Genomic DNA, 17,952 nt, shown 5'->3' on the forward strand with positions numbered 1-17,952 from the left:
TAAATTATGCCTGCTAATTTTAGCAGGCATAATGTTAAGCGAGATTTAGGGGCGTAGCTCAGTTGGTAGAGCACCGGTCTCCAAAACCGGGTGTCGCGAGTTCGAGTCTCTCCGCCCCTGCCATATTAAAAACCCTTTGCGAAAGCAAAGGGTTTTTTTTGCTTTCTACATTTTCTAACTTTTTGCTACTCCTCTGAAAAACTGCCTAAAAACCCCTCTGAAATCGTTCCCAATTTAGACATTTTTAGCTGAATCCATGTACAAAATGGTTGTTCTACCGCGATGTGATGCTGCTCATTATTCCTGCCTGATTTTCAACTACAACTAAGTAGCGCCCAACCTTTTGGCCGCCAACTCCACCAGAAAAATATGCAGCATATACAACAACGACTACCCCTGTCGGAGGGAGTCACATCCCTGGGCAAAGCGAGGAGAACAACATGGTTAAACGTCTGCTGTTAGCGGCCGCCATTACTGGCGCATTGATCGGTACGGCACAGGCAGCACCGCTGGTCGTCGGCTTTTCTCAGATTGGTTCTGAATCGGGTTGGCGCTCGGCGGAAACCAAAGTATCGAAACAAGAAGCGGAAAAGCGCGGAATTACGCTGAAAATCGCCGATGCGCAGCAAAAACAGGAAAACCAGATCAAAGCGGTCAGATCTTTTATTGCCCAGGGTGTTGACGCTATTTTCATTGCGCCAGTTGTCGCTACCGGCTGGACTCCGGTACTGCAAGAGGCGAAAGAGGCCAAAATCCCGGTATTCCTGCTCGACAGGATGATCGAAGTGAACGATCCCTCGCTGTATACCGCGGCTGTGGCATCGGACAGTGTGCATGAAGGCAAAGTTGCGGGGGAGTGGCTGGTCAAAGAGGTCGCCGGTAAGCCTTGTAACGTGGTGGAACTGCAAGGCACCGTGGGCGCCAGCGTTGCAATCAACCGCAAGAAAGGCTTTGCTGACGGTATTGCCAGCGCCGCCAACGTCAAAATTATCCGTTCGCAATCCGGCGACTTCACCCGCAGCAAGGGTAAAGAAGTGATGGAAAGCTTCATCAAGGCCGAGCAAAACGGCAAAAATATCTGCGCCGTATACGCTCACAACGACGATATGGCGATAGGTGCCATTCAGGCGATCAAAGAAGCCGGCTTGAAACCAGGCTCACAAATTAAAATCGTCTCCATTGACGGTGTTCCCGATATCTTCAAAGCGATGATCAATGGCGAGGCCAATGCGTCGGTCGAACTGACACCGAATATGGCTGGCCCTGCGTTCGACGCGCTGTTGGCGATGAAAAAAGACGGAACGCAACCCGCGAAGTTTATTCAGACCGAATCGAAACTGCTGCAGCCTGATACCGCAAAACAGGAATTCGAGCTGAAGAAAAGCATGGGTTATTAATCCACTCACCGATGGGACAAAAGATGGCCGCATCGCAGACCACGTTATTGGCGATTAAGGGATTATCCGTCGAGTTTCCTGGCGTAAAGGCGCTGGAAGAGGTTGATTTCACGCTACAGCGCGGAGAGATCATGGCGCTGTTGGGTGAAAACGGCGCGGGAAAATCCACGCTAATCAAAGCGCTGACCGGGGTTTATCAGCGTTCCGCCGGTGAAATTCTGCTGGAGGGCAAAGCCATTGCGCCGCAAAGCACCGCGCAAGCGCAGGCGCTGGGGATTGGTACGGTTTATCAGGAGGTTAACCTGCTGGCGAATATCTCGGTGGCCGCCAATTTGTTTATCGGCCGCGAACCTACCCGTTTCGGCCTGGTCGATCAAAAAACCATGCTGCGGCGGGCTCAGCAACTTTTGCTGGGTTATGGGTTGCAGTTGGATGCCAGCCAGCCATTAGGCAATTATTCGATTGCGATCCAGCAGATTGTCGCTATCGCACGGGCGGTCGATCTTTCAGCCAAAGTCCTGATTCTGGATGAACCTACTGCGAGCCTGGATGCTAAAGAAGTCACCATGCTGCTGGATATTCTCAGTCAACTGCGATCGCAGGGGATAGGCATGATCTTTGTCACCCATTTCCTCGATCAGGTTTATCGCATCAGCGATCGCATTACCGTGCTGCGCAACGGTAGGTTGGTGGGTACCAAGGCTGCCAACGACTTGCCACGGCTGGAGCTGGTCCAGATGATGCTCGGTCACGCCTTTGATGAGTCGTTGCTCAAGCGGGGCGAGCATGTGCCGACGGATGCGTCTCCGCTGGTCGAATTTAACGGCTACGGGCGTCGTGGCATGGTTGAACCCTTCGATCTGAGAATAAGGCCGGGTGAGATTGTCGGATTGGCAGGCCTGCTCGGTTCAGGGCGTACCGAAACGGCCCAACTGATATTTGGCATCAAATCGCATGATAGCGGTAGTGCGAAAGTGGAGGGCCGCGCGGTGAATATTCGTACGCCGCGCAAAGCTGCCAGTCTCGGCTTCGGTTATTGCCCGGAGGATCGTAAAACCGACGGAATTATCGGTGCTGCGACGGTGCGAGAAAATATCATTCTGGCTTTGCAGGCTCAGCGCGGCTGGTTAAAGCCGCTCTCGCTACGAGAGCAAACCCGCATTGCCGAGAGTTTTATCCAATTATTGGGCATTCGCACGCCGGGCCCGGAGCAACAGATCCAATACCTGTCCGGAGGGAATCAGCAGAAGGTGCTGCTGTCGCGTTGGTTGGCAACCAAACCCCGTTTTCTGATCCTGGATGAACCGACGCGCGGGATTGACGTCGGTGCGCATGCTGAAATCATTCGGTTGATTGAAAGGCTGTGCGATGAAGGGTTAGCGCTGCTGGTGATCTCTTCTGAGCTGGAGGAATTGGCGGGATATGCCGACCGCATCGTGGTATTGCGCGACAGAAAACACGTTACGCAGCTTGAGCATACGGCTATTACGGTACCTGCGATTATGCAGGCTATTGCTGTGCAACAGGGGGCAGGATGAACCACAGGAGCTTCTCCATGACCGGTGGACCACGCAAAGTCAAATGGGTATTCCCGGCCGGGGCGACGCAGTTGGGAGCGCTGGCGGCGATTTTGCTGATCGACAGCCTGGTCGCCCCGAATTTCTTTTCCATTCACGTTCAGGATGGTCGTCTGTTTGGCAGCGTGATCGATATCGTTAACCGCGGTGCGCCGGTCGCGTTGCTTGCCTTGGGCATGACACTGGTGATCGCCACCGGCGGTATCGACCTCTCAGTGGGGGCCGTGATGGCAATCGCCGGTGCTACGGCGGCAACGCTGACCAGCGCGGGCTATCCACTGGGTTACGTGCTGGCCGCTGCGCTGGCCGTGGGGGCGTTGTGTGGCCTGTGGAACGGATTTCTGGTCGCGGTGCTGCAGATACAACCGATTGTCGCCACGCTGATGTTGATGGTGGCCGGGCGCGGTATTGCACAGCTGATCACCGAAGGGCAAATCGTCACTTTCGAACGTGAAGGTTTGGCGCAACTGGGCAGCGGCGCGCTGATGTATTTGCCGATGCCGGCGATCATTGCCGCCGTGATGCTGTTGTTGATCTGGCTGTTGACGCGCAAAACCGCGTTGGGGCTGTTTATCGAGGCGGTGGGAATTAACCTGCGCTCGGCGCGCAATGCGGGGGTGAGTACGCGTTGGGTGGTCATGGCGGTCTATGTGATCTGCGGGCTGTGCGCCGCCGTGGCGGGGATTATTGTGACCGCGGATATCCGTGGCGCAGATGCCAACAATGCCGGGCTGTGGTTGGAGCTGGATGCGATTTTAGCGGTGGTGATTGGCGGAGGATCTTTGCTGGGCGGCCGTTTTAATCTTCTGTTGTCGGTAGTGGGGGCATTGATTATCCAGGGGATGAATACCGGCATTCTACTGTCCGGCTACCGGCCGGAGTTCAATCTGGTGCTGAAGGCGATAGTGGTGCTGGCGGTACTGATGATTCAATCGCCGAGCGTATCGTTGCATCGGCTGTTAAGGAGACGAAAGCCATGATCAAACGTAATCTGTCATTGTTGATTACCCTCGTGGTCTTTCTTCTGGGCTACGGATTTTGTCTCACCCAGTTCCCCAGCTTTGCGTCAACGCGGGTATGGTGCGATTTACTGACAGACAACGCGTTTCTCGGCATTGTGGCGGTGGGGATGACGTTTGTGATCCTTTCCGGCGGTATCGATCTGTCGGTTGGCTCGGTGATCGCCTTCACCGGCGTATTGTTGGCCAAGCTGATCGGCGTTTACGGCATTGCACCGGGCTATGCGTTCGTCATTGCTCTGTTGATGGGGGCGTCGTTTGGCGCTCTGATGGGCTGGATCATTGATGCGCTCAAGCTACCGGCATTTATCATCACGCTGGCTGGGATGTTCTTCGTACGCGGCATGAGTTTTATCCTTTCGGAAGAGTCGATACCCATTGATCATCCGCTGTATGCGACGCTGGCCAACTACGCCTGGAAACTGCCGGGTGGTGGCCGTTTCACGCTGTTAGCGCTGGTGATGCTGTTGGTGGTGGCGGTTGGCATGGTACTGGCGCACCGCACGCGCTTCGGCCATAACGTCTATGCCATCGGCGGCAATCGGGTGTCTGCGGCGTTAATGGGCGTACCGGTGCAGCGTACCACGGTGCTGATTTATATGCTTTCAGGCACGCTGGCGGCGCTGTCCGGGATTATTTTCTCGTTATATACCTCCGCGGGCTATGCGCTGGCGGCCAGCGGTGTGGAGCTGGATGCCATTGCCGCCGTGGTGATTGGCGGCACTTTGTTGACCGGCGGTGTCGGCACCGTGCTGGGCACGCTGTTTGGCGTGCTGATCCAGGGGCTGATTCAGAGCTATATCACCTTCGACGGTACGCTTAGCTCATGGTGGACCAAAATCGTCATCGGTATCCTGCTGTTCTGCTTTATCGGCCTCCAGAAGGCGATGAGCGCATTTTGGCTCAACAGACGAACCAAACCACGCCATCCCCGACTAAAGCCGTTATAGCGTCTTAGGCTGCGGTGTTTAAAGGTATTTTCAGCAATTGCCGGATGAGTGGCTGCTGGTCGCTATTTTGCAGCCACACAGCGTACAGCGGACGGATAATCGCCGGGATTTCGGGGGTTGCGACCAACTGTGGATAGTCCTTCTCCCACTGGCTGGGCAGGAAGGCGCAGCCGCCGGTGGTTTCCAGTAACTGGCGGGTCAGGTGTGCCGAGGTGGTGGTAAGCACCGGCAGATTATCGCTTTCCAACATGCGGCTTTCTTGCGGATGAAAGTCGGCCCCCCATTCCAGCTTGATATACGGCATCGGCGCATGCTTATCGCGCAGGGTAGAAGAGAATAGCCGCAGCGAGAAATTCCCCAGCAGCTGGCTGGCCAGCTCATCCATCTTTGGCGGTTCGGTAGTGATGAGCAAATCGAGCTGTCTCTCATGCAGCTGTTTTACCAAAGAATGCCGTAGCGCAACCCTGGCTTCAAGTTGTAGCGCCTCACGTTGTTGATAGAGCGATTGCAACCACGGGGTTAGGTAGGCCTCCCACAAAGATGCGGTGGCGCCGATGGACAACTCGGTATGCTGCAGCGAACGCACCACCTCTTTTTTTGCCAATTGCCAGGTTGTCATCAGGCTCTCAGCATAGGGCAGAAGCCGCTCTCCGGCGGGCGTCAGGCGAATATTGTTACGGTGACGGGTGAATAAATTCGCGCCTAATTGGTTTTCTAACTGGCGGATGCGGAAACTGACCGCAGACTGCGTTAAGTACAAGGATTCCGCGGCTCGGCCAAAGTGACGCGTTCTACTGACCTCCAAAAAGGTTTTCAGTAATTCGGTATCCACACCTATCTCCAGAAATTTTTATCGTTAAGATTTAAATGTTTTGTTTTACACAATGTCAAGCCTATCTAATACTCCGCGCCATAAACAGCACGGCCATGAGAGAATTAGGAGCGTGTCAGATGGCGGATAGCTTCACCACGACCAATCGTTTTTTTGATAATAAACATTATCCTCGCGGGTTCTCCCGTCACGGCGATTTCACCATTAAAGAAGCGCAATTGCTAGAGCGCTTCGGGTATGCGTTCAACGAGTTGGACGCAGGCAAACGCCAGCCAGCCACTGAAGAAGAACAGCTGTTCGTCGCAGTGTGCCACGGTGAGCGTGAGCCGGTAACCGAGCAGGAAAAAGTATGGGCTAAATATCTGGCGCGCACACGTCGCCCGAAAAAATTCCATACCCTGTCTGGTGGCAAGCCGCAGGCTGATGCGGTGGAAGACTACACCGAAAGCGACGATTGATAACGATGGGGCCTGCGGGCCCCATTTTTATTCCAGGCTGCGATGCAGCTGCAACAACAGTCTGTCCATACAACGGTAGCCAAGCGCTTCGCTCAGGTGGCGCTTATCAATATCCCGATCCCCCGCCAAATCCGCCAGCGTGCGTGCCACTTTTAAAATTCGTTGCCAGGCACGAACCGATAATCCCAACTTGTTTAACGTCGTCTCAAGAAAATCGGCATCCGGTGCGCTGAGCGTACAATCCCGTTCGACTTCGGGATTACTCAACAGGGCGTTGATTTTTCCTGCCCGGCAGAGTTGCCTTTCACGCGCCTGCAATACCCGTTCACGTACCTGAATGCTGCTTTCTCCTCCGGCGCGCTTTTTACTGAGCACGCCTGGCGGCAGCAACGGCACCTCAATCGATAAATCGAAACGATCGAGAAACGGCCCTGAAAGCCGCCCGAGATAGCGCAGGACCTGTTGCGGCGACGCGCGGTTATGCATGCCCTGGTAGTGTCCTGTCGGGCTGGGATTCATTGCGGCGATCAACTGCACCCTGGCTGGGAAACAAACCTTGGCGCTGGCGCGTGAAATGACGATTTCGCCAGACTCCAGCGGTTCACGCAGGGCATCCAGCACGCGCCGTTCGAATTCCGGCAACTCGTCCAGAAACAGTACGCCGTTGTGCGCCATGGAGATTTCCCCCGGCCGCGGCAGTGAGCCACCGCCGACCAGCGCAACCATTGAGGCGCTGTGATGCGGTGCGCGAAATGGCCGCTGGCGCCATGGCAGCGTTTCGGCAGGGTGATGCAGCAGGCTGGCTACGGCCACGCTTTCCAGCGCCTCCCGGTCGGTCAGCGGTGGCAGCAGGCCGTTCAGGCGGCTGGCCAACATGGTTTTCCCGGTACCCGGCGGGCCGACCAGCAACAGGTTATGCCCCCCTGCTGCGGCGATCTCCAGCGCACGCTTGGCCTGTTCCTGGCCCAGAATATCCTGCAAATCGGCGGGTTCCTGCCGGGTTTCGGCGGGAGCCGGGGCGGTGGCCCCCGGTAAATCGCCTTTGCCCAACAAAAAGGCGCACACTTCCAGCAGATGTTCCGCAACCCGGCTTTCACTCTGTGCAATCAGGCCCACTTCCTTACCATTGGCTGACGCCAGAATCAGCTGTCTTCCGGCATCCATAGCCGCCAGCGCGGCGGGTATCGCGCCGCTTACTCCCCGCAGAGCGCCGGAGAGCGCCAGCTCCCCGAGGAACTCATAGCGCGCAAGCTGATCGGCCGGCAGTTGTTCGGAGGCGGCGAGGATTGCCAGGGCAATAGGCAGATCGTAACGGCCGCCCTCTTTGGGAAGATCGGCTGGAGCCAGGTTGACGGTGATGCGTCGGGCGGGAAAGGTGAAACCGTTGTTGATCAACGCGCTGCGTACCCGATCGCGGGCCTCTTTCACCGTGGTTTCCGGCAGGCCGACCATCGTCAGGCCGGGTAACCCGTTACTGATATGTACTTCGACCGTCACCGAAGGGGCCTGAACGCCCATCGTTGCCCGGGTATAGATAACCGCCAGTGACATATTGCTCTCCTTTCTGAAGGCAACATGATGCGGGATTCGCGCCCCCGGAGCGCGGCAACATTGAAGAGTTTACGTAAAGGTTCGCAAGTTAGATCTTTTATTTCAAACAGATATAGATATTTTGCGAAGCGCACCGCAAATGATGGCAATACCCCTTAACAATTACGCGAACGCTGCAACACATTAGCGGGCTAGCCCTGTTGCAGACGGAGGTTGGATGGGTGTATTTAACAATTAGTTAAAATAAAAGCCCTTTAATTAACAAACCCCGACCGCCGACGCGTTCCGCCACGGCAGCCGCTAAATCTCACGACTTCGTAAGCTAGAGTAGGGATAACACTATGTTTGGTTGGACCCCGCAGCAACGCAATGCGGCTATCGCCAGCTTTTCAAGCTGGACGCTCGATGCGTTTGATTTCTTCGTGCTGGTGTTTTTGCTCAGCGATATCGCGAAATCTTTCCATGTCGGCATGGAAGAGGTGACGCTGGCGATCCTGCTGACGCTGGCAGTACGTCCGATCGGTGCGCTGATCTTCGGCCGCGCGGCGGAAAAATACGGCCGCAAACCGATTTTGATGCTGAACATCGTGTTCTTCTCGGTGTTTGAGCTGCTGTCTGCAGCGGCCCCGTCGCTGACGGTATTTTTGCTGCTACGGGTATTGTACGGCGTGGCGATGGGCGGGATCTGGGGCGTGGCGTCATCGCTGGCGATGGAAACCATCCCGGACCGTTCACGCGGCCTGATGTCGGGGATTTTCCAGGCGGGTTATCCGTTTGGTTATTTGTTGGCGGCAGTGGTGTACGGTCTGCTGTTTGAGGCGGTGGGGTGGCGTGGCATGTTTGTTATCGGCGCAGCACCGATTTTGCTGTTGCCGTTTATTTACTATTGCGTACAGGAATCGCCGGTGTGGCTGGCGGCGCGTGAACGCAAGGAAAGCAGCGCGTTGCTGCCGGTGCTGAAGAGCCATTGGAAACTGTGCGGCTATCTGGTGCTGCTGATGGCCGCGTTTAATTTCTTCTCGCACGGCACCCAGGATATGTACCCGGTGTTTCTGAAAGTTCAGCATGGTTTCGATGCTAAAACCGTAAGTATCATCGCCATTAGCTACAATATCGCGTCAATTATCGGCGGGGTTTTCTTCGGCGCGCTGTCGGAAAAAATCGGCCGCAGGAAAGCGATTATCATCGCTGCGCTGCTGGCCTTGCCGGTGATCCCGCTGTGGGCGTTTTCCAGCGGTTCGCTGATGCTCGGGATTGGCGCATTCTTGATGCAATTCATGGTGCAGGGCGCCTGGGGCGTGGTGCCGAGCTATCTCACCGAGCTGGTACCGGCTAATACCCGTGCGGTGCTGCCGGGGTTCGTTTACCAGTTGGGCAATCTGCTTGCGTCGGTGAACGCGACATTGCAGGCAACGATTGCCGCTCACAATGGCCATAACTATGGGCTGGCGATGGCGATCATTGCCGGCACGGTGGCGATTGTTATCGCACTGTTGGTGTTCTTCGGCAAGGATACGCGCGGCAAGGCGATCTCTGGCGAGGTGAAAACCCCAAGCCTGCATGCTAACGTTTGAAATCGCGGTAGTTTGCGCGAGGTATGACCAGATTGCGTCGAATAATAACGCAAAAAAAGTGTTGTCATGCCGAGCGTGACTATGGTAACTCTGTAGGTATTAGTTCGAAACGAGCACAGTGAACAAACCTATTATGAAAGCCTTTGCCCAAGTGATTAGCCTAGTCGTGATTAGCGTGGTGGTGATTATTATCCCACCGTGCGGGGCTGCACTTGGACGAAGAAAGGCTTAGAAAACAAGCCGGAATCGCAAGAGAACCCCCGCACCGTAAGGTCCGGGGGTTTTTTATTGGCATAAGAAAAGTGAAGCGAGGATAAGAGAATGAATAACAGAGCAAAATCCTGCAATTATCGAAGTAAGGCGGGGAAATAACCATGAACGGGGCTCAGTGGGTAGTACAAGCGTTGCGTGCGCAGGGTGTTGATACGGTATTCGGCTATCCGGGCGGCGCAATCATGCCAGTCTACGATGCATTGTATGACGGCGGTGTGGAACACCTGCTGTGCCGCCACGAACAAGGCGCCGCAATGGCCGCCATCGGCTATGCCCGTTCAACCGGTAAAATCGGCGTTTGTATCGCCACTTCCGGGCCTGGCGCCACCAACCTGATCACCGGCCTGGCCGATGCGCTGCTGGACTCCGTGCCGGTCGTGGCTATCACCGGCCAAGTGGGATCTGCGCTGATCGGCACCGATGCCTTTCAGGAGATCGATGTTCTCGGCCTGTCTCTGGCCTGCACCAAACACAGCTTCCTGGTGGAGTCATTGGACGCGCTGCCGGGCATCATGGCGGAAGCCTTCGCCATTGCCGGCAGCGGTCGTCCAGGCCCGGTGCTGATCGATATCCCGAAAGACATCCAGCTGGCACAGGGTGACCTGCATCCTCATCTGATGCCGGTAGTGGAAGAACTGAACTACCCAGCGGAAGAGTTGGCGCAAGCCGCCGAATTGCTGGCGCAGGCGCACAAACCTATGCTGTACGTTGGCGGTGGGGTTGGTATGGCGCAGGCGGTGCCGGCGTTGCGCGAGTTTATCGCCGTGACTCAGATACCAAGCGTCGCCACGTTGAAAGGGCTGGGCGCGCCAGATGCGGAACACGCCTATTATCTCGGCATGCTGGGCATGCACGGTACCAAGGCCGCCAACCTGGCGGTGCAGGAATGCGATTTGCTGATCGCCGTCGGCGCGCGTTTTGACGATCGCGTGACCGGCAAACTGAACGCTTTCGCACCGCACGCCAAGGTGATCCACATGGATATCGACCCGGCGGAGATGAGCAAGCTGCGTCAGGCGCACGTGGCATTGCAGGGCGATTTGAAAGCCTTGTTGCCTGCGCTGCAGCAGCCGTTGAATATCAGCACCTGGCAGCAACGGGTCGCTGAGCTGAAAGAAACCCATACCTGGCGTTACGATCACCCAGGCCAGCCGATCTACGCGCCGCTGCTGTTGAAACAGTTATCCGAGCGCAAACCGGCCAATACTGTGGTTACCACCGACGTGGGCCAGCACCAGATGTGGACCGCACAGCACATGACCTTTGAATGCCCTGAAAACTTCATCACGTCCAGCGGTCTGGGCACCATGGGGTTCGGCGTGCCGGCCGCGGTGGGGGCCCAAATGGCGCGGCCGCAGGATACGGTGATCTGCGTGTCGGGCGACGGTTCCTTCATGATGAACGTGCAAGAGCTGGGCACCATAAAACGAAAACAGCTGCCGCTGAAAATCGTTTTACTGGATAACCAGCGTTTAGGGATGGTTCGACAGTGGCAGCAGCTGTTTTTTGACGGTCGTTACAGCGAAACCAACCTGTCCGATAACCCCGATTTCCTGATGTTGGCCAATGCCTTCGGTATCCCCGGCCAGCGCATTACCCGCAAAGACCAGGTGGCAGACGCCCTCGACGCCTTACTCAACAGCGAAGGGCCTTATCTGCTGCACGTGTCCATTGATGAACTCGAAAACGTCTGGCCGCTGGTGCCGCCGGGCGCCGGCAACGAAACCATGTTGGAGAAAATGTCATGATGCAGCATCAACTCTCGATCCAGGCACGTTTCCGCCCCGAAATGTTAGAGCGCGTATTGCGCGTCGTGCGTCATCGCGGCTTTCAGGTTTGTGCTATGAATATGGTTTCAGCGGTGAATACCGACAACATTAATATTGAATTGACCGTTGCCAGCCAGCGCCCGGTGGATCTACTGTCATCACAGTTAAGCAAACTGATGGACGTCTCCTGCGTTGAGATCCAGCAACCAACATCACAACAAATACGCGCCTAAGGCGCGAGAAGGATAAAGAATAATGACGAAGAAAGCCGATTACATTTGGTTCAATGGTGAGATGGTTCCCTGGGCTGACGCCAAAGTGCACGTGATGTCGCATGCGTTGCACTACGGCACTTCGGTGTTTGAAGGAGTCCGCTGCTACGACTCCCATAAAGGCCCGGTGGTATTCCGCCACCGCGAACATATGCAGCGTCTGCACGACTCGGCAAAAATCTATCGCATGCCGGTATCGCACAGCGTCGATGAACTGATGGAAGCCTGCCGCGCCACGCTGCGTAAAAACAATCTGATCAGTGCTTATATCCGTCCGCTGGTGTTTGTTGGCGACGTCGGCATGGGGGTTAACCCGCCAGCCGGTTACAATACCGACGTGATTATCGCGGCGTTTCCTTGGGGCGCGTATCTGGGTGAAGAAGCGCTGGAACAAGGCATCGATGCGATGGTTTCTTCCTGGCAGCGCGTGGCGCCGAATACCATTCCAACTGCGGCCAAAGCCGGCGGCAACTACCTTTCCTCCCTGCTGGTGGGCAGCGAAGCGCGCCGCCACGGTTATCAGGAAGGGATTGCGCTTGACGTGCACGGTTATATTTCCGAAGGCGCAGGCGAGAACCTGTTCGAAGTGAAAGACGGCGTGCTGTTTACCCCGCCGTTCACCTCATCCGCGCTACCGGGCATCACCCGTGACGCCATCATCAAACTGGCGAAAGACATGGGCTTCGAAGTGCGTGAGCAGGTATTGTCGCGAGAGTCGTTGTACCTGGCCGACGAAGTGTTCATGTCCGGCACCGCAGCGGAAATCACCCCGGTGCGCAGCGTTGACGGCATCCAGGTCGGTATCGGCAAATGCGGACCGGTGACCAAACAAATCCAACAGGCATTCTTTGGCCTGTTTACCGGCAAGACCGAAGACAAGTACGGTTGGCTGGATCCGGTAAATCCATAATTTACCCGTCGCCTTTCAACCTGCAGCGTTGTTAGCTGCAGGTTGAAATTCATAGGGTAAATCGACAGACAGATAAGAATATCCAGGCGGTTCGTTCGCCGCCTGTAATAAATACATTTGGAGTGAAGAGCATGCCTAAGTACCGTTCCGCCACCACCACCCACGGCCGCAATATGGCGGGTGCCCGCGCATTATGGCGCGCGACCGGAATGACCGACGACGATTTCGGCAAGCCGATTATTGCGGTGGTCAACTCATTTACCCAGTTCGTGCCGGGCCACGTGCACTTGCGCGATTTGGGCAAACTGGTTGCAGAACAGATCGAAGCCTCCGGCGGCGTCGCCAAAGAATTCAACACCATTGCGGTGGATGACGGTATCGCCATGGGCCACGGCGGCATGCTCTATTCCCTGCCGTCGCGCGAACTGATCGCCGACTCGGTTGAATACATGGTGAATGCCCACTGCGCCGATGCGATGGTGTGTATCTCCAACTGCGACAAAATCACCCCGGGGATGCTGATGGCGTCACTGCGCCTCAATATTCCGGTGATTTTCGTTTCAGGCGGCCCAATGGAAGCCGGCAAGACCAAGCTGTCCGACAAGATAATCAAACTGGATCTGATCGATGCGATGATCCAGGGCGCCAACCCGAACGTCAGCGACGCCGACAGCGCGCAAATCGAACGTTCCGCCTGCCCGACCTGCGGCTCCTGTTCCGGCATGTTCACCGCCAACTCGATGAACTGCCTGACCGAAGCGCTGGGTCTGTCCCAGCCGGGTAACGGCTCGCTGCTGGCGACCCATGCGGACCGTAAGGATCTGTTCCTCAACGCCGGCAAGCGCATCGTTGCGCTGACCAAACGTTACTACGAGCAGGACGACGAAAGCGCGCTGCCGCGCAGCATCGCCAACAAAGCGGCATTCGAAAACGCCATGACGCTGGATATCGCCATGGGCGGCTCGACCAACACCGTACTTCACCTGCTGGCAGCGGCCCAGGAAGGCGAGATTGACTTCACCATGGCAGATATCGATCGTCTGTCGCGCAAGGTGCCGCACCTGTGCAAAGTGGCTCCAAGCACCCAGAAATACCATATGGAAGACGTGCACCGCGCTGGCGGCGTACTGGCTATCCTCGGCGAGTTGGACCGCGCGGGGCTGATGAACCGCGACGTCGATAACATCCTGGGCCTGAAGCTGTCGGAAACGCTGGAACAGTACGACATCATGCTGACCAAAGATGAAGCCGTGAAGAAAATGTTCCGCGCCGGCCCGGCGGGTATCCGCACCACTCAGGCGTTCTCGCAGGATTGCCGCTGGGATACGCTGGACGACGACCGCGCAGAGGGGTGTATCCGCTCGCTGGAAAATGCGTTCAGCCTGGAAGGCGGATTGGCCGTGCTGTACGGCAACATGGCGCTGGACGGCAGCATCGTTAAAACTGCCGGCGTCGACAAAGATAACCTGACCTTCCGTGGCCCGGCGAAAGTCTACGAAAGCCAGGATACGGCGGTGGAAGCGATTCTCGGCGGCAAAGTGGTTGCCGGCGACGTGGTGGTCATCCGCTACGAAGGGCCAAAAGGCGGGCCGGGCATGCAGGAAATGCTGTACCCGACGACCTACCTGAAATCCATGGGGCTGGGCAAAGCCTGTGCGCTGATTACCGATGGGCGCTTCTCCGGCGGCACCTCGGGCCTGTCTATCGGCCACGTTTCTCCGGAAGCGGGCAGCGGCGGCCTGATCGCACTGATCGAAGATGGCGACATGATCGACATCGACATTCCAAAACGTAGCATGGTGCTGGACGTTACAGACAGCGAACTGGCGGCACGCCGCGAGGTTGAGCTGGCGCGTGGCGATCGCGCCTGGACACCGAAAAATCGTGAACGTCAGGTGTCTTACGCCCTGCGCGCCTACGCCACGCTGGCGACCAGTGCCGACAAAGGCGCAGTGCGCGACAAGAGCAAGCTGGGAGGCTAAGCATCATGGCGGAATCACAACCCCTATCCGACGCCCCTGGCGGCGCGGAGTATCTGCGAGCGGTGCTCCGCTCGCCGGTTTACGAGGTGGCTCAGGTCACCCCGTTACAGGCCATGAGCAAAATCTCTTCGCGACTGGGCAATACCATTCTGGTGAAGCGTGAAGATCGTCAGCCGGTGCACAGCTTCAAGCTGCGCGGTGCCTATTCGATGATCGCCAGTCTGAACGAAGAACAAAAGGCGCGCGGCGTGGTGACGGCTTCCGCCGGTAACCATGCGCAGGGCGTAGCCTACTCCGGCAAACGGCTGGGGATCAAAACGCTGATCGTGATGCCGGTATCCACCGCAGACATCAAAGTGGATGCGGTGCGCGGTTTCGGTGGCGAGGTGTTGTTGCACGGCGCCAACTTTGATGAAGCCAAAGCGCGGGCGATTGAGCTGTCGCAGAAACAGGGCATGACCTTCGTACCGCCGTTCGATCATCCCACGGTGATTGCCGGGCAGGGCACGTTGGCGATGGAGCTGCTGCAGCAGGATGCGCATCTTGACCGGGTGTTTGTGCCGGTTGGCGGTGGCGGCCTGGCGGCCGGCGTAGCGGTGCTGATTAAGCAACTGATGCCGCAAATCAAAGTGATTGGCGTGGAAGCTGAAGATTCCGCCTGCCTGCGAGCGGCGCTGGATGCCGGGCACCCGGTGGATCTGGCGCGCGTCGGGTTGTTCGCCGAGGGGGTGGCGGTGAAGCGCATCGGCGATGAAACCTTCCGTCTGTGCCGGGAATACCTGGACGATGTGATCACCGTCGACAGCGACGCTATCTGTGCGGCGGTAAAGGATTTGTTCGAAGACGTGCGTGCCATTGCCGAGCCTTCCGGCGCGCTGGCGCTGGCCGGGCTGAAAAAGTACGTGCAGCAGCACAATATTCAGGGCGAGCGCCTGGCGCACGTACTGTCTGGCGCCAACCTGAACTTCCACGGATTGCGTTACGTGTCCGAACGCTGCGAATTGGGTGAACAGCGTGAAGCCCTGCTGGCGGTGACTATTCCAGAGCAGAAAGGCAGCTTCCTGAAGTTTTGCCAACTGCTGGGCGGCCGTTCGGTGACCGAGTTCAACTACCGCTATGCCGATGCGGATAACGCCTGCATTTTCGTCGGTGTTCGTCTGACGCGCGGTCATGCGGAACGGCTGGAGATCATCGACGAGCTGAACGCCGACGGTTATCAGGTGGTAGACCTGTCCGATGACGAAATGGCCAAGCTGCACGTGCGTTACATGGTGGGCGGGCGTCCTTCGAAGCCGCTGCGCGAACGTCTGTACAGCTTTGAATTCCCGGAGTCGCCGGGTGCGCTGCTGAAGTTCCTGCAGACCTTGGGTACTCACTGGAATATCTCGCTGTTCCATTATCGCAGCCACGGCACCGATTTTGGCCGCGTGCTGGCGGGCTTCGAGCTGTCGCAGACCGAACCCGAGTTTGAGCAGCACTTGCAGGCGCTGGGCTACGATTGCCACGATGAAACCGATAACCCGGCGTTCCGCTTTTTCTTGCAGGGCTAAGGGAATCGACAAGGACGGCGTATGACAGACAGTTTTACCGGTTTCAGCCAACAGGGGCTGAATTTTCTCCAACAGGTGCGTCTCGAAAACGACAAAGACTGGTTTGAAGCCAATCGTAACCTTTACGAGCGGGAGCTGTTGACGCCGTTCCGTACGCTGGTGGCCGAGCTGAGCCCGGCCATGCTGGCCATCGATCCGCAGTTTGAAACCCGGCCGGCGATCGGTAAAACGCTGTCGCGGCTCCACCGCGATACGCGTTTCTCTCATGACAAATCGCGCTATCGCAGCCGCATGTGGCTGACGTTTAAACGGCCGAGTAAAGACTGGAAAGACGCGCCGGTGTATTTCTTTGAACTGGGGCCGGATATGTTGCGCTATGGGCTGGGCTATTACAGCGCCAACAAGCCGACGATGGACCTGTTCCGCCATACGCTGCTGCGCCGGTCGCAGCCGTTTTTAGAGGTGGCGGCCTGCTGTCGGCCGCCGTTCGAGCTGGTGGGGGAAAGCTACAAACGCCCGCTGGTGAAAGAGCAGGCGGCGGAGATCGCCACCTGGTATAACCGCAAATCTTTTGCGGTGATGGTCAGCGACAGCCAGGTAGAAAAGCTGTTCAGCGCAGGCCTGGTGCAGACGCTGACGCAGGGTTTCCAACAGTTGGAGCCGCTGTATCGCTGGCTGATGCAGGTGGAGACGATGAAGCAAATCGATCCGGCTGATTTATGAATACCCGTCGTCTTTCAAGCTGCAGCCTGTTGGCTGTAACTTGAAATCCATCGGGCTTAATATTTCAAATGTTCATGTTTGAATGCAGTGATTTCGTTTTCAAGATGTCGACCGTTCACAGCAGGCGCCAAAAAGCCTCGATCAACGGATCGCTGAGGCGCTTTTTCTGTACGCAAACGCCCAGTTCAAAGGGTTCGACCATCGAAATATTTTCCAGCTGCGAGATGCGGTTACGCACCGGTTCCGGGCTGTTGTCTACCACCACGCCGGGGATCAGCGCAATGCCGCAACCCAGCGCTACCATCGAAACGATGGCCTCGTGGCCGCCGACGGTGGCGTAAATCAGCGGGTTGGCGATGCGTTGGCGGCGGAACCACAGTTCGATGCGTTTTCGCGACGGGCCGTGCTCCGGCAGGATAAACGGAATGGTGGCCCAATCGGGCTTTGCGACAAACGCCTGGCTGCGTACCGCGCAGGGGAGCGCAGGGGCGATCAGTACCAGCGGGATTTCGCCGATTTTAGTGAACGCCACGCTGGTGGGCAGGGTTTCTGGCCGGCCGGCAATGCCGAGGTCGGCCTCGTTGGACTGCACCTTGTCGACCGCGTCGGCAGCGTCACCGGTGGTGAGTTTGATTTCCACCAGCGGATGCTGCGCCCGGAACCTGTCGAGGATTGGCGGCAGATGGCTGTAGGCAGCGGTAACCGAGCAAAACAGCCGCAATTCGCCGCTCAGCGAAGGGCCGTGCTGGCCCAGCGAATGTTTCAACTGCTGGTATTGCAACAGGGTATGCTGGGCAAACTCTTTCAGCTGTTCACCGGCATCGGTGAGCTGCACGGTGCGGTTATCGCGCAAAAACAGCGGTTGGCCGAGGATCTCCTCCAGCCGTTGGATCTGGCGGGATAGCGTCGACGGGCTGACGTGCATCGCTTTGGCGGTGCGGCCAAAATGCTGGCTTTCCGCCAGATGGAGGAACAGTTTTAAATCACGTAAATCCATATAGGTACGCTCGCAGCAAGAGTGTTGCATAAATTGCAATATCACATTCGTAATATATCAATTTAAGCAACGCGTTTCCTGTTATACATTGAGTTTAACGAATCTCCGCACAGACAGG

At 56.9% G+C, this 17,952-nt stretch carries 16 protein-coding genes and 1 tRNA gene; 14 read left to right on the top strand and 3 right to left on the bottom strand.

Features of this window, described 5'->3' with window-relative positions:
* Positions 1-47 precede the first annotated feature (47 nt).
* The 5 genes from ACUTQW_RS24545 (at position 48) to yjfF (ending at position 4,943) form a co-directional block, all read left to right on the top strand.
* A tRNA-Trp gene (locus ACUTQW_RS24545) sits at positions 48-123 on the top strand.
* 317 nt (positions 124-440) lie between these two features.
* On the top strand, positions 441-1,397 hold the full coding sequence (ytfQ, locus tag ACUTQW_RS24550; RefSeq protein WP_004951740.1) for a galactofuranose ABC transporter, galactofuranose-binding protein YtfQ: 957 nt from the start codon (positions 441-443) through the stop codon (positions 1,395-1,397).
* Positions 1,398-1,420: 23 nt separating this feature from the next.
* Positions 1,421-2,935 (top strand): galactofuranose ABC transporter, ATP-binding protein YtfR, encoded by a 1,515-nt coding sequence (gene ytfR / locus ACUTQW_RS24555; protein ID WP_006328792.1) that lies wholly within the window; start codon positions 1,421-1,423, stop codon positions 2,933-2,935.
* Positions 2,932-3,954 (top strand): galactofuranose ABC transporter, ATP-binding protein YtfT, encoded by a 1,023-nt coding sequence (gene ytfT, locus ACUTQW_RS24560; protein WP_086012904.1) that lies wholly within the window; start codon positions 2,932-2,934, stop codon positions 3,952-3,954. Before ytfR ends, ytfT begins: the two co-directional genes overlap by 4 nt.
* The gene (gene yjfF, locus ACUTQW_RS24565) at positions 3,951-4,943 is read left to right on the top strand and encodes a galactofuranose ABC transporter, permease protein YjfF (RefSeq protein WP_013814974.1); all 993 of its coding nucleotides are present in this window, start codon (positions 3,951-3,953) and stop codon (positions 4,941-4,943) included. The genes ytfT and yjfF overlap by 4 nt, the downstream gene beginning before the upstream one ends.
* A gap of 4 nt (positions 4,944-4,947) precedes the next feature.
* Here yjfF and hdfR read toward each other — a convergent pair whose 3' ends face one another.
* Entirely contained in the window at positions 4,948-5,775 is an 828-nt protein-coding gene (hdfR, locus tag ACUTQW_RS24570; RefSeq protein ID WP_004951728.1) for an HTH-type transcriptional regulator HdfR, read from the bottom strand.
* Positions 5,776-5,894: 119 nt separating this feature from the next.
* On the opposite strand from hdfR, the gene ACUTQW_RS24575 reads away from it, so the two are divergent.
* Positions 5,895-6,233: a DUF413 domain-containing protein gene (locus ACUTQW_RS24575; protein ID WP_004951725.1), complete on the top strand. Its 339-nt coding sequence runs from the start codon at positions 5,895-5,897 to the stop codon at positions 6,231-6,233.
* Positions 6,234-6,260: 27 nt separating this feature from the next.
* Here ACUTQW_RS24575 and ACUTQW_RS24580 read toward each other — a convergent pair whose 3' ends face one another.
* The gene (locus ACUTQW_RS24580) at positions 6,261-7,784 is read right to left on the bottom strand and encodes a YifB family Mg chelatase-like AAA ATPase (RefSeq protein WP_006328780.1); all 1,524 of its coding nucleotides are present in this window, start codon (positions 7,782-7,784) and stop codon (positions 6,261-6,263) included.
* A gap of 341 nt (positions 7,785-8,125) precedes the next feature.
* Between ACUTQW_RS24580 and ACUTQW_RS24585 the strand changes: the two genes are divergently transcribed.
* The 8 genes from ACUTQW_RS24585 (at position 8,126) to ACUTQW_RS24620 (ending at position 16,837) form a co-directional block, all read left to right on the top strand.
* A complete protein-coding gene (locus ACUTQW_RS24585; protein ID WP_004951720.1) occupies positions 8,126-9,358 on the top strand; it encodes an MFS transporter in 1,233 nt (410 codons plus the stop codon).
* 133 nt (positions 9,359-9,491) lie between these two features.
* Positions 9,492-9,590, top strand: coding sequence for an ilv operon leader peptide (ilvL, locus tag ACUTQW_RS24590; RefSeq protein WP_013814970.1), 99 nt, complete (start codon positions 9,492-9,494; stop codon positions 9,588-9,590).
* A 142-nt stretch (positions 9,591-9,732) separates the two neighbouring features.
* Entirely contained in the window at positions 9,733-11,379 is a 1,647-nt protein-coding gene (gene ilvG, locus ACUTQW_RS24595) for an acetolactate synthase 2 catalytic subunit (RefSeq protein ID WP_064799241.1), read from the top strand.
* On the top strand, positions 11,376-11,633 hold the full coding sequence (gene ilvM, locus ACUTQW_RS24600) for an acetolactate synthase 2 small subunit (protein ID WP_004951714.1): 258 nt from the start codon (positions 11,376-11,378) through the stop codon (positions 11,631-11,633). Before ilvG ends, ilvM begins: the two co-directional genes overlap by 4 nt.
* A 22-nt stretch (positions 11,634-11,655) precedes the next feature.
* Positions 11,656-12,582, top strand: coding sequence for a branched-chain-amino-acid transaminase (ilvE, locus tag ACUTQW_RS24605; RefSeq protein WP_004951712.1), 927 nt, complete (start codon positions 11,656-11,658; stop codon positions 12,580-12,582).
* 131 nt (positions 12,583-12,713) lie between these two features.
* Complete coding sequence (gene ilvD / locus ACUTQW_RS24610) at positions 12,714-14,564, top strand: dihydroxy-acid dehydratase (RefSeq protein WP_004951710.1); 1,851 nt, start codon at positions 12,714-12,716, stop codon at positions 14,562-14,564.
* Between the two features lie 5 nt (positions 14,565-14,569).
* Positions 14,570-16,114 (top strand): threonine ammonia-lyase, biosynthetic, encoded by a 1,545-nt coding sequence (gene ilvA, locus ACUTQW_RS24615; protein WP_004951707.1) that lies wholly within the window; start codon positions 14,570-14,572, stop codon positions 16,112-16,114.
* 21 nt (positions 16,115-16,135) lie between these two features.
* Entirely contained in the window at positions 16,136-16,837 is a 702-nt protein-coding gene (locus ACUTQW_RS24620; RefSeq protein ID WP_006328777.1) for a DUF2461 domain-containing protein, read from the top strand.
* A gap of 115 nt (positions 16,838-16,952) precedes the next feature.
* On the opposite strand, the gene ilvY is transcribed toward ACUTQW_RS24620, so the two are convergent.
* On the bottom strand, positions 16,953-17,834 hold the full coding sequence (gene ilvY / locus ACUTQW_RS24625) for an HTH-type transcriptional activator IlvY (RefSeq protein ID WP_006328776.1): 882 nt from the start codon (positions 17,832-17,834) through the stop codon (positions 16,953-16,955).
* Between the last annotated feature and the right edge of the window lie 118 nt (positions 17,835-17,952).

It is taken from the genome of Serratia sp. TSA_7 (assembly GCF_052692135.1).

Coding starts and splice junctions, on each gene's coding strand:
- ytfQ (WP_004951740.1), top strand. CDS start 441: ATGGTTAAACGTCTGCTGTTAGCGGCCGCCATTACTGGCGCATTGATC.
- ytfR (WP_006328792.1), top strand. CDS start 1,421: ATGGCCGCATCGCAGACCACGTTATTGGCGATTAAGGGATTATCCGTC.
- ytfT (WP_086012904.1), top strand. CDS start 2,932: ATGAACCACAGGAGCTTCTCCATGACCGGTGGACCACGCAAAGTCAAA.
- yjfF (WP_013814974.1), top strand. CDS start 3,951: ATGATCAAACGTAATCTGTCATTGTTGATTACCCTCGTGGTCTTTCTT.
- ACUTQW_RS24575 (WP_004951725.1), top strand. CDS start 5,895: ATGGCGGATAGCTTCACCACGACCAATCGTTTTTTTGATAATAAACAT.
- ACUTQW_RS24580 (WP_006328780.1), bottom strand. CDS start 7,784: ATGTCACTGGCGGTTATCTATACCCGGGCAACGATGGGCGTTCAGGCC.
- ACUTQW_RS24585 (WP_004951720.1), top strand. CDS start 8,126: ATGTTTGGTTGGACCCCGCAGCAACGCAATGCGGCTATCGCCAGCTTT.
- ilvL (WP_013814970.1), top strand. CDS start 9,492: ATGAAAGCCTTTGCCCAAGTGATTAGCCTAGTCGTGATTAGCGTGGTG.
- ilvG (WP_064799241.1), top strand. CDS start 9,733: ATGAACGGGGCTCAGTGGGTAGTACAAGCGTTGCGTGCGCAGGGTGTT.
- ilvM (WP_004951714.1), top strand. CDS start 11,376: ATGATGCAGCATCAACTCTCGATCCAGGCACGTTTCCGCCCCGAAATG.
- ilvE (WP_004951712.1), top strand. CDS start 11,656: ATGACGAAGAAAGCCGATTACATTTGGTTCAATGGTGAGATGGTTCCC.
- ilvD (WP_004951710.1), top strand. CDS start 12,714: ATGCCTAAGTACCGTTCCGCCACCACCACCCACGGCCGCAATATGGCG.
- ilvA (WP_004951707.1), top strand. CDS start 14,570: ATGGCGGAATCACAACCCCTATCCGACGCCCCTGGCGGCGCGGAGTAT.
- ACUTQW_RS24620 (WP_006328777.1), top strand. CDS start 16,136: ATGACAGACAGTTTTACCGGTTTCAGCCAACAGGGGCTGAATTTTCTC.
- ilvY (WP_006328776.1), bottom strand. CDS start 17,834: ATGGATTTACGTGATTTAAAACTGTTCCTCCATCTGGCGGAAAGCCAG.